This is a genomic window from Tepiditoga spiralis (assembly GCF_014701195.1).
Classification (GTDB): Bacteria; Thermotogota; Thermotogae; order Petrotogales; family Petrotogaceae; genus Tepiditoga; species Tepiditoga spiralis.
In genome coordinates this window covers 436,183-447,500 of the sequence record NZ_AP018712.1, presented here as the reverse complement: position 1 = coordinate 447,500, position 11,318 = coordinate 436,183, and the positions used below count along the sequence as shown (strand labels likewise).

Here is an 11,318-nt window from a genome sequence, read left to right as displayed (position 1 = left end):
ATTAAATAAAGAAAACTCATTAAATTCTGTAATTAAAACTCTTCCTTCACTATCAAATTTATCTATATTAAAACCATTCAAGACTTCAATTGGTTTTATTTTGGTAAAGGTAGCAACTCCGCTGTATCCTTTTTTTTGAGCAGAAAAAAAATATTTATACCAATCTCCATAAGACAAAAATTTTTTTGTTAGTTGTTCTTCGTGAGCTTTTGTTTCTTGTATACAAAGAATGTCTGGATTTTGAACTTCTAAAAATTCAATTAAATTTTTTTTCAATATTGCTCTAATTCCATTTACATTCCAAGATATTATTTTCATGGTTATAAACCCAACTCATTAGAAATTTTTTTCATTCCAGATATACCAATTTCAAAAAACTCATTTAACTCTAATCCTAATTTTTCAATTTGCTTGATATGTTCTCTATTAGCTCCTCTTGCAAAAGCTTTGTCTTTAAATTTTTTCTTTAATGATTTTACAGTTAAATCATTAATGCTTTTTGAAGGTCTTACATAAACAGCAGCTGTAATTAATCCAGATAATTGATCGGATGCATACAATGCAAATTCAATGTCAGTTTCTAATTCTTTTTTTTCATTGTGTGCAAGAATTGCATCTTTCATTTCAGGAGTGATTTGATCTTTTAATATTTCCACAGTTTTTATAGCATGAATATCTGGATTTTCTTTTGTTTCTTCATAATCTAAATCATGAAGTATACCTGTTACTTCCCATATGTTAGAATCTTTATTTAATTTTTCTCCAAGCTCTTTCATAATAGCTCCAACTGCTAATGAATGAGTTACTAAATTTTCTGTTTGTATATGTTTTTTTACTTTTAAAATTGCTTCATTTCGATCCATTTTTATCCCCCTTTACTAAGTTAAAAAATTTGAAATTAAAAAAAACACGATTTAAAATCGTGTTTTTTATTTATTATTTAATTATAGTTTCTTTTACATCTTCTATTAAAGCTTTTGAACATTCTGGACAGTAACCTGTTATTTTTATCATTGTATTTTTTATTTGAAATCCTTTTATATCTTCTGGTAGTAATGATAAAATTTTTTCTTTTGGAATTGAAAAAGATGTAGCTTTATTACAATTTTCACAGACAAAAATTATATTTTCCATATTTTTTTCTTTAAAAATATATTCATATTTTGTTCCTTCATCTTCATAGTTTACTTCGTTTAAGATATTTAATTCAACTAAAAGATCTATTGCTCTTTTTACTGTCATTTTACTTGTTCTATGATTTCTTTTTTTTCTTATTTCCATAAAAACATCATCTATATTCATTGCTTTTCCATTTGATTCCATAAAAATTCTTAATATTAATTCTCTTTGAGCCGTCATTCTCTGTTTTCTGTTTTTTAAAGTATTTTTTAATAAATCTTGATTTGACATAAAATTCCCCTCCTAAAAAATATTCCAAAAACCTCTCAACCAGACTAAATATAACACCATAATATTTAATTACTGTTTAAATAATATTAAATTGTCTTTGCTCTTTTTTATTAATCGTTTGATATAAAATTAAATTTAAGTTAAAACAATAAATAAATTAAACTGTATGTATATCAATTTTCCATCCTGTAATTTTAGCTGCTGTTCTTGCAGTCTGACCACCTTTTCCTATTGCAAGAGAAAATTGTGTTTTAGGAACGTATACAATTGCACTTTTTTCATTTTCATTTATTTCAACATTAACAACTTCTGCAGGAGCAAGAGCATTTTTTATAAATTGAGTGATATCTTCTGAATATTCTATTATATCTATTTTTTCATTTTTAACCTCATTTAATAGTTCTGATATTCTCATGCTGTTTTCTCCAATACAAGATCCAACTGGATCAATTTCTTTACTATGACTTATAACAGCTATTTTTGATCTTATACCAGGTTCTCTATATATTTTTACTATTTCTACAATACCTTTTTCTACTTCAGGAACAATACTTTTTAAAAGTTCTATTATTAATTCATTAGTTACTCTACTAACCATTATTTTTGGTCCTTTGGTTGTTTTTTGAATATCTTTTATGTGAACTTTGATTAAATCTCCTTGTTTTAAAATTTCTCCTGGAATCATTTCTTTTTCTGGTAATTTTGTTTCTAACTTTCCAATTCTTATTTCTGCATATTGTTCTGTTACTTTCATAACTTCTGCACTTGTTAATTTGTTTTTTAAAGGTGCATATCTATCATATAAAGCATTTTTTTCTAATTCTTTTATATTTTGTAATATAACTTGTTTTGCAGTTTGAGCAGCAATTCTTTTAAAATCTTTTTTTAAGTTTACTTTTTTTCTAATTTCTCCACCAATTTCTGCTTTAGAAGATATTTTTTTAGCTTCTTCTAAAGAAATTTCTTCTGTGGGGTCTTCTACGTTTTCTACAATATGCCAAATTTGATAAACACTTATAGAAGTTAAGCTTTTATCTATTTCAACTTCTACATTTTTTGTACCATAATTTTTTTTATAGGCGCTTTTTATTGATTTTTGAATGATTTCAATTAAAACTTCTCTTTTTATTCCTTTTTCTTTTTCAAAAGTATCAAGTGCATCTAGTAAATTTATATTCATAATTATTCCTCCATTAAAAATCTATTTCTAAATTTGAATTTTTTATATTTTTTATTTTTATATTATATTTTTTATTATTTTTAGTTTTTAAAAGTAATTCATCATCGAGTATATCTTCAATGAATGCAATTAAACTTGTTTTGTTTCCAACTTTTTCAATAAAATAAAATTTTGCTAATTTACCTTTAAATCTTTTATAATCATTTATACCTCTTAGAGGTCTGTCTAATCCAGGGGAACTAACAATTAAATCATAACTTCCATTAAAAAGATCTTCTTCATCAAACCAAGGTTCAATTTTAACTGAAAACTTTCTACAATCTTCTATGCCGACATATTTTTCTAATTTATCAATAATTATTTCAACTCTATTTTTTCTTTTGGTTTTATTTATTTTTATATCAAATATTTCTAAGTTCATTTCTTTGGCAAATTCTTCAGCTTTTTTAAAAATTTTTTCTTTTATAGTATCCATTAAATCACTCCTTAAAATAAAACTCGGTGGCATTTCTGCCCCCGGTTTATTACACCGAATATTAATTTTATTAAATTATAACATAAATGAAATTTATAAATCAAGTAGATTATATTAATATTGTGTATTTTATTTCATTTTTTATGGTAAAATATCTTTGGGGTATTAATTTTTGAGAGGAAGTGAATTAATGAAAAGGGTATTGTTGGGTTTTTATATTTTAATATTTGTAGCTATAGGCTTTTCAGAGCCAGTTTCCTATCTTACTTCTAAAGATGGAAAAATTTATGAAAAATATTTTATAGATTTTGAAACTTTAAAAAGTGAATACCTTAGTTCTTCAAATAAAGAATTTTTTGAAAAAGCTAATACTGAATATTCAATAATAAAAGGATTAATTGATTTTCTTGTAATTGATAAATATCTCAATGATAAGAATATAACTATTGATTCAACATCTATAAAAAATAATGCACAAGAAATGTTTAATAAATATAAAAATAATGAAAATGTTTTGAAAATATACGGAACACTTGATGATTTTTATAATTATTTGAAGGTTCAAATGTGGAAAAATGAAATTATAACAAAAGTAAAAAAAGTTTTTTTTGATGAAATAAAAAATGAAGAATTAGATAAATATATAAAAGATAATTTTTATGATATAAAAAATGGTTATGATAGGATAAAATTAAAATTAATAACAATTTCAAATGAAGCTTCTATATTGAGTATAAAAAAGGAAATATTGGATAAAAAGATTACTTTTGAAGATGCAGCAAAAAAATACTCTGAAGATGAATTATCTAAAAATGGTGGAGAAATTGGTTGGATAGATAGAAATACAAAAAAATATCAACCTCTCTTTTCATTGACTATAAATTCAACACCTAATGAAGTTTTAGGACCAATTAAAATAGAAGATAAATATGGACTTCTTCTTTTAGAAGATAAAATTTTAATGCAAACTAAAGAAGATATTTTAAAGGATCAGTATGCAGTTAATAAAATAAAAGAAATAATAACTCAAGATAAAGTTTCAAATTGGTTTAAAAAATATAGAGATAATTATGATTTTACTGTATATTATAAACCATTAATTATAGAATACAGAGTTGATAAAGCAAAAGATTTTAAAGAAAAAAATGCATTAGAAACACTTTATAGAGAAAAATTAAAAACTGAAAAAGATATACCAGATGAATGGTATTTATCTTATGATAAATTATCTGAATATATTTTAAAAGATCGTTTATCTTATAAACAAGATCTAACTGTGTATTATAATGAAATAAAAAAATATCCAGAATACTTTGGAAAAAATAAAGAAGAAATCGATAAAGAAATTGAAAAATTAAAAAAAATAGAATCAACAGATGATTCTACTATAAATGTTCAAAAAGCCGTTGAAAAAGAAGATATATTGAATGATTTACTCTATTATTCTGAATTTTATACTTTTAAAACAATTGAAGAAATCAAAACCGAAATGAAAAAAATAGATGAGTACATAAGTGAGTTAGAAAAAATTAAAAGAGATTTTTTAATAAAACTTTATAAGAAAAATGAAGATACTGAAAATTCTGCTGAAATAATAAGTACAATCTTTAAAAAATATCCAAAAGATCCTTATATAAAGTTTGAATATACAAAATTAATATACAGTAAAATAAAAGATTTAAAATCTAAGGATATTGAAAAATTAAAACAAATAAAAACTATTTTTGAAAGCTTATTAAATGAAGATTCTTTGAGTTCTAAGGTTAAAGATGAAATAAAAAAATATATTACAGAAATAAAAGCAGAGCTTTAGGCTCTGCTTTTATTTAAACAAGGTGATTGTATGGAAAATTCTAATTTTAAATTTATTATAAATAATATTTTGAATGAATGTGTAGACGAAGAGTATAATAAAGGAATAATTTATTATCAAAAAAACAATATTTTTAGCACTATGATAGCTTTTTCAAAAGAAATTGCTTTTATAAATTCAAAGTTTTCAAGTGAAAATATTGATTATAAAATAAATTGTAAGATCGAAAAAAATGGTAATTTTTCATTTGAATGTGGATGTGGATATCATAAGAAAAATATAGGTTTATGTTCTCATGCAATAGGTGCTTTATTAGATGTTAAAAATAAATATGAATTTAATGTTGAAAGAGAAAACAATATTTTAGATGAACTAATAGTTAAAAATGAAAAGTATGATGAAATAGAAAAGTTTGGTATCTTTGAATACAATGATCAAATGATTTTAAAACCATTAATAAAAGCAAAAAACAATAAATCATATAAGTTTTTTAACTTCAATCCTAATGAATTTGTTAAAGCTAAAACAATAAACCCTTATTTTTTAAGTATAAAAAAAATAAGCTATACTAAAGTTTTTGATAATAAAAATTTATATTTACTTTCATTTTCTAGTTTGTATGATTTACAAGAAAAGATTCTTTTTGAAAAAAAAGAATTGTTTTGGGATACAGAAGTAAACTTTGTATTTAAAGTAATTGGGAATAAATCAACTTATTCTATAAAAGGAATATTTAAAGATGAAAATGGAGAAGTTTTATATAAAAAATACTTTAATTCTCGTAATGATATGGCAATTTTAGATAATAATGGTTATTTTAGAATAATAAAAAATATACAAGAACCAATAAATTTAAAAAAATTTAATAAATTTGAATTAAAGATAGAAAAAGAAAAATTTATAGAAAAATATTATATTCCATTAAGCAAAATAGGTATAAAATTTGATTTTGAAGATAGTGATATAGATATTAGTTATTTAAATCCTCAATTAAAATTATATATCTTTAAATTAGAAAATAAATTTAAAGTTAAATTAAAGATTGAATATTCAAATAAAGAACATAGTTTAAATGAAATAGAAACCAATTTAAAAAAAAGAAGTTTAGATATTTTAAAATACAATTCTGTGAATTTAAATGAAAATGGAGAAACCTATTGGAGTGCAGATAAGTTTGTAGATTTTATAGAAAACACTATGAAAAATCTGCCTAAAAACATTAAAGTATTGTATAGTAAAGATATAAAAATAATAAAAAACCCAAAAATACTATTTAATACTATAAAACAAAAAGAATGGTTTGAAACAGATATAATTTATAAAAATAATAGTATAACAAATATGTTAAACACTTCAAAAAATAAAAAGTATATAGTTTTAAAAGACGGAAGTATAATACAAATTCCAGAAAAGATAAAAAAATTATCTAAAAAGATAAAAATGGATAAAAAAATAAACGCTTTAAATTTATTTGAATTTCAAGAAGAATGCGTTGGAGATGGATTAGAGTTTATAGAAAAATTAAAAAACTTTGAAACAATAAAAGATTACACTAATGAATTAAATTTAAAGTATGAATTAAGAGGATATCAAAAAAAAGGATATAACTTTTTAAGATTTTTAAAAGAATACAATTTAAATGGAATATTAGCTGATGATATGGGGCTTGGAAAAACCTTTCAAACAATAGCATTATTGAGTACCGTAAAACAACAAAATTTAATAATAGTTCCAAATTCAGTTTTACACAATTGGATTAATGAAATAAATAAATTTTCAAATATGAGCTATACTTTATATTCTGGAAAAGATAAAATAATAGATAATTCTGACATTATTATAACAACTTATGGAACGGTTAGAAATAGTTTAGATCTTTTAGAAAAAACTTTTGAGTATATTGTATTAGATGAAGCTCAATATATAAAAAATTCTTATACTAAAACTGCAAAATCAGTAAAAAAATTAAGAGCAAAACATAAGTTAGCTTTAACAGGAACTCCAATAGAAAACTCAATTTTAGATATATATAGTATTTTTGATTTTTTAATGCCAAATTATTTAGGAACTAAAAAAGAATTTATTGAATTATTAAAAACAGAAAAGGGAACTCAAAGTATAAAAGATAAAATAAAACCCTTTATTATTAGAAGAACAAAAGAAGAAGTTTTAAAAGAATTGCCTACAAAAGTAGAAGAAACTGTTTATGTAGATATGACTGAAGATCAAAAAGATGTATATTTTTCAATGTTAAACACTATAAAAAATACAGTAAATACAAATAATAAAATTTTACTATTTGAAGCCTTAACAAGATTAAGACAAATATCTTTGCACCCAAAATTAGTTTTAAAAGAGTATAAAGGAAAATCTGGAAAGTTTGAGGAATTAAAAAATTTTATATATAAAATTATAAATTCAAACCATAAAATAATTATATTTTCTCAATTTGTTAAAATGCTAAAACTCATAGAAGAGTATCTAAATTTAGAAGAAATAAGCTATGAAATTATTACAGGTAAAACAAAGAATAGAAATGAAATAGTTGATAAATATAACAATAATGCAAATACAAAAATAATGCTCGTAAGTTTAAAAGCAGGAGGAACAGGATTAAATATAACCAGTGCAGATTATGTTATTCATTTTGATCCATGGTGGAATCCAGCAGTTGAAAACCAAGCAACGGATAGAGCACATAGAATAGGACAAACCAAAAAAGTATTTGTATATAAATATATATCAAAAGGAAGTGTAGAAGAAAAAATATTAAAATTAAAGAAAGAGAAGAAAGATCTTTATGGAGAATTTGTAAAAAGTACAGACTTTTCAAAAAAAGATTTAGAATTTTTATTTAATTAAATAATTTAATCTTTACAAAATGTATATTTTAATTAAATCAAAATTTGGTTTAATTAAGTTCGGCGGTCGTGGCACCCGCTTAAAAAAAACACGGAGGTGTTCATTGTGAACGAAATGCTATGGTTTGTTATGCTCCTTATAAATTTTGGAGCTATTTTATTTGCCTATAAAATGTGGGGTAAAGCTGGACTATATATTTGGGTTCCAATTGCTACTATATTGGCAAATATTCAAGTTTTAAAAACGATACATCTTTTTGGAATGACAGCGACACTTGGAAACATTATTTATGCAACATCATTTTTAGTAACAGATATTTTATCTGAAAATTATGGAAAAAAAGAAGCAAAAAGAGCTGTTAAAATAGGCTTTTTTGCCGTAATTTCAATGACAGTATTGATGAATTTAGCAATTTATTTTGTTCCAAGTGCAGAAGATTTTGGAAATGAAAGTATTAAAACTATTTTTGGATTTATGCCAAGAATAATGATTGCAAGTTTAAGTGCTTATTGGATTTCTCAACATCATGATGTTTGGGCATATGAATTTTGGAGAAATAAATTTCCAGCAAAAAAATTTATATGGATTAGAAACAATGCATCTACTATGATAAGTCAATTAATAGATTCAGCAGTATTTACAGTAATAGCATTTTGGGGAAGCTTTAAGTTTTCTGTACTAATGCAAATATTAATTTCAACTTATGTAATAAAGTGGATAGTTGCAGCAGCAGACACACCATTTGTATACATAGCTAAAAATTGGAAAGATAAAGATAAAATAAAAGATGAAATTTTAAATAGTGAAGTGTTGGAAAAATCTTTATAAAAAAGAAGATTAATATTAAAGTGTTCCCTGTAAAATAGACACGAAATAAAGAAGTGTCAGAAAAGAACAGGGAACACTTTTTATATATACTAAAAATAAAAAAATAATGAGAAAAAATAAAAAAAAATGTTATAATTTTAATGTTATAAAAAAGGAGGAGATACAAATGTTAAAAAAGATGTTAGTATTTTGGGCTTTAATTTTTGTAACTATAGCTTTTTCAAATTATTATCCTTCAATTTGTTCAGATTCATCTATTTTAGAAGAAGGAAAAGCAGAAATAACTATATCATATCCTTTAAATTCAATTAGAATGGGATTATTTGGAATTGCAGAAGTTGGAATTTCAACTTCGGAAAATGGGTTTTATTTAAAATTAGGTATGAATGACTCAAAAATATTTCCAATAGACTTTAATATAGGTTATTCAGTGATTTGGAATTATACGTATAATTATTTTATGCATATAGGAATTCCTATAAATACTTTTAAATTCCAGTTTGGAGCATCGTATGGTAAGGATATAGGTATTATAGATAATTATATTATAGATAATTATAAAGGGACGATGAGTTTTTCTTATTTATTTGATGAAGATGAAAAAAATCAAAAGTTTTTAATATTAGATGGTTTTATGCTTGAAAAATATAAAGGATCAAATTTAGATGATACAAAGTTTAATGTTAATTTATATGGTGTTGAAAAATTTAAAAGTGATTTTCTGTTTTTTAAAGGTATAAGTTTAATAGGCGGTTTTCAAATTAACGAAAATACATTTATGGAGAATACAATATTTCCACTTTCAATAGTAATTGGAATATCTACAAGTTTTAGTTTATATTAAAAAAACACGAGTAAACTCGTGTTTTTTTAATAGTATATCCTATAATTTAACAAATGCGCTATAATAAAACTGAGGTGATTGAAATGAAAAAAGTACCATATGGTCTTCAAAACTTTGAAAAAATACAAACTGAAAATTTTTACTATGTAGATAAAACTAAGTATATAGAAACACTTGAAGATATGCCTGAATCCTATATATTATTTTTAAGGCCAAGAAAATTTGGAAAGAGTTTGTGGCTCGACACTATGAGTAAATACTATGATGTTAAGTATTCAGATAAGTTTGATACTATCTTTAAAGACTTGTACATTCAAAAACATCCAACACCTAAAAAGAGTAGTTATCATATTTTAGAGTTTAATTTTTCTGGATTGAATACAGACAGTAAAGAAGAGTTGAAATTTGACTTTAATTCAGAAGTTTATGAAAAATTATCAAGTTTTATTAATAGATATAACTTAAATATAAAATTAAATAATTCTATAAAAGAGCCTTCAACTCTTTTGAGAACATTTATAAATCAGTATAAAGAATTAAACTTAAAAACAAAAATCTACTTATTAATAGACGAATACGACCACTTTGCAAATGAACTTTTGAGTTTTAAACTCGATGAATTCAAAAATATCGTCAGTAAAACAGGTTTTGTTAGAAAATTTTATGAAGTAATAAAAGAAGGAACACGATCTGTTATAGACAGACTATTCATAACAGGAGTAGCGCCAATAACCTTAGATAGTTTAACGAGTGGATTCAACATCTCAAAAAACATGTCAACAACCTTAGAGTTAAATGAAATGATGGGATTTACTGAAAGTGAAGTCAAAGATATTCTCAAAGAGTATCAAATAAATGATGATATTTTACAAGATATGAAGTTTAGCTACAATGGATACATGTTTAATGAACGTGCAAGTGAAAAGGTTTACAACAGCGATATGGTCTTATACTTCATTTCTGAATACAACAGAGAAAAGAGAAAACCAAAAGATGTAATAGATATGAACATAGCAAGTGATTATAAAAAAATACAAAATTTATTTAAACTTGGTGAAATCGTTGGAATAAATACAGAAAAAGATAGTCATGAAGTTGTAAATGAACTTTTGAATGAAATACTATTAAACTCAAAAACAGAAATTGAAGTATTAACTCAAGCTTTTAACATGGAAAGAAAACTCGATATAAAAGATATAAAAACCTTACTCTTTTATTTAGGATTTTTAACCTTTGAAAAAGAAAACTTCTATACATACTTAAAGATACCAAACTATTCAATGAAAAAGTTATATTCAGAGTACTTTGTAGAATCAATAGAAGATAGAGCAAAGAGTTATATAAATACAGAAAAGTTAGAACTTGCAGTAAAAAGGATAGTAATAGATGGAAACATAAACCCATTTGCAAATGAAATAGAAAATGTATTGAAAAAGCTATCAGACAGAGACTTTCAAAGCTTTAGTGAAAAGCACATAAAGATGCTACTGTTTAGTTATTTAATCTTAACACCATGGGCATACGTTAAAAGCGAGTATCCAGTAGAAGGTGGATACATAGACTTAGCAATGTTTAAAAGATATGAAGAAGTACCCTACAATGCAATAATAGAATTAAAATACATAAAAAAGAAAGACTATACAGAAAAAGTATATCAAGAAAAGATAAAAGAAGCAGTAAATCAAATAAAGAGGTATGAAAAAACCATAAACAAAGAGTTCAATGGGCCATTAAAAAAAGTAGTGATGGTATTTGTTGGCAGAGAGTTAAAGTATCTTGATGAAGTTGGGTAAAATATAAAAAATGGTGATTAAAAAAATCACCATTTATATTTATATTTATACTATTACAAACGAGATTCTAAAAAATTTATAAAAATTAGTATTAAAATAATATTTGTTAGTCC

The 11,318-nt window shown here is 23.5% G+C and carries 10 protein-coding genes (1 of these 10 running past the window's edge); 5 read left to right on the top strand and 5 right to left on the bottom strand.

Features of this window, described 5'->3' with window-relative positions; genetic code table 11:
• The 5 genes from xth to IGS63_RS01990 all read right to left on the bottom strand — a co-directional run.
• Nucleotides 1–318: the beginning of an exodeoxyribonuclease III gene (gene xth, locus IGS63_RS02010; RefSeq protein WP_190615380.1), read on the bottom strand. The gene continues 444 nt to the left of window position 1, outside the view; 318 of the gene's 762 nt are visible here — the first part of the coding sequence; its start codon is at nt 316–318; its stop codon lies beyond the left edge, outside the window.
• A gap of 2 nt (nt 319–320) precedes the next feature.
• Nucleotides 321–863, bottom strand: coding sequence for an HD domain-containing protein (locus tag IGS63_RS02005; protein WP_190615379.1), 543 nt, complete (start codon nt 861–863; stop codon nt 321–323).
• A gap of 73 nt (nt 864–936) precedes the next feature.
• Nucleotides 937–1,410, bottom strand: coding sequence for a Fur family transcriptional regulator (locus IGS63_RS02000; RefSeq protein WP_190615378.1), 474 nt, complete (start codon nt 1,408–1,410; stop codon nt 937–939).
• A 157-nt stretch (nt 1,411–1,567) separates the two neighbouring features.
• Nucleotides 1,568–2,590, bottom strand: a complete 1,023-nt coding sequence (nusA, locus tag IGS63_RS01995) for a transcription termination factor NusA (RefSeq protein ID WP_190615377.1) — start codon at nt 2,588–2,590, stop codon at nt 1,568–1,570.
• A 13-nt stretch (nt 2,591–2,603) separates the two neighbouring features.
• Nucleotides 2,604–3,065, bottom strand: coding sequence for a ribosome maturation factor RimP (locus IGS63_RS01990; RefSeq protein WP_190615376.1), 462 nt, complete (start codon nt 3,063–3,065; stop codon nt 2,604–2,606).
• 190 nt (nt 3,066–3,255) lie between these two features.
• Here IGS63_RS01990 and IGS63_RS01985 point away from each other — a divergent pair, with 190 nt between their 5' ends.
• The 5 genes from IGS63_RS01985 (at nt 3,256) to IGS63_RS01965 (ending at nt 11,205) form a co-directional block, all read left to right on the top strand.
• A complete protein-coding gene (locus IGS63_RS01985; protein ID WP_190615375.1) occupies nt 3,256–4,878 on the top strand; it encodes a peptidylprolyl isomerase in 1,623 nt (540 codons plus the stop codon).
• 30 nt (nt 4,879–4,908) lie between these two features.
• Complete coding sequence (locus tag IGS63_RS01980; RefSeq protein ID WP_190615374.1) at nt 4,909–7,740, top strand: DEAD/DEAH box helicase; 2,832 nt, start codon at nt 4,909–4,911, stop codon at nt 7,738–7,740.
• 105 nt (nt 7,741–7,845) lie between these two features.
• Nucleotides 7,846–8,568 carry a queuosine precursor transporter gene (locus tag IGS63_RS01975; protein ID WP_190615373.1) on the top strand — a complete coding sequence of 241 codons (723 nt, stop codon included), beginning with the start codon at nt 7,846–7,848 and terminating at the stop codon, nt 8,566–8,568.
• A 166-nt stretch (nt 8,569–8,734) separates the two neighbouring features.
• Nucleotides 8,735–9,412: a hypothetical protein gene (locus tag IGS63_RS01970; RefSeq protein ID WP_190615372.1), complete on the top strand. Its 678-nt coding sequence runs from the start codon at nt 8,735–8,737 to the stop codon at nt 9,410–9,412.
• An 83-nt stretch (nt 9,413–9,495) separates the two neighbouring features.
• Nucleotides 9,496–11,205, top strand: a complete 1,710-nt coding sequence (locus IGS63_RS01965; protein ID WP_190615371.1) for an AAA family ATPase — start codon at nt 9,496–9,498, stop codon at nt 11,203–11,205.
• Nucleotides 11,206–11,318 lie beyond the last annotated feature (113 nt).

Bases quoted from the DNA above. Each gene is read 5' to 3' on its own strand.
- IGS63_RS01970 (WP_190615372.1), top strand. From the start codon at position 8,735: ATGTTAAAAAAGATGTTAGTATTTTGGGCTTTAATTTTTGTAACTATA.
- IGS63_RS02005 (WP_190615379.1), bottom strand. From the start codon at position 863: ATGGATCGAAATGAAGCAATTTTAAAAGTAAAAAAACATATACAAACA.
- IGS63_RS01985 (WP_190615375.1), top strand. From the start codon at position 3,256: ATGAAAAGGGTATTGTTGGGTTTTTATATTTTAATATTTGTAGCTATA.
- IGS63_RS01980 (WP_190615374.1), top strand. From the start codon at position 4,909: ATGGAAAATTCTAATTTTAAATTTATTATAAATAATATTTTGAATGAA.
- IGS63_RS01965 (WP_190615371.1), top strand. From the start codon at position 9,496: ATGAAAAAAGTACCATATGGTCTTCAAAACTTTGAAAAAATACAAACT.
- nusA (WP_190615377.1), bottom strand. From the start codon at position 2,590: ATGAATATAAATTTACTAGATGCACTTGATACTTTTGAAAAAGAAAAA.
- IGS63_RS02000 (WP_190615378.1), bottom strand. From the start codon at position 1,410: ATGTCAAATCAAGATTTATTAAAAAATACTTTAAAAAACAGAAAACAG.
- IGS63_RS01990 (WP_190615376.1), bottom strand. From the start codon at position 3,065: ATGGATACTATAAAAGAAAAAATTTTTAAAAAAGCTGAAGAATTTGCC.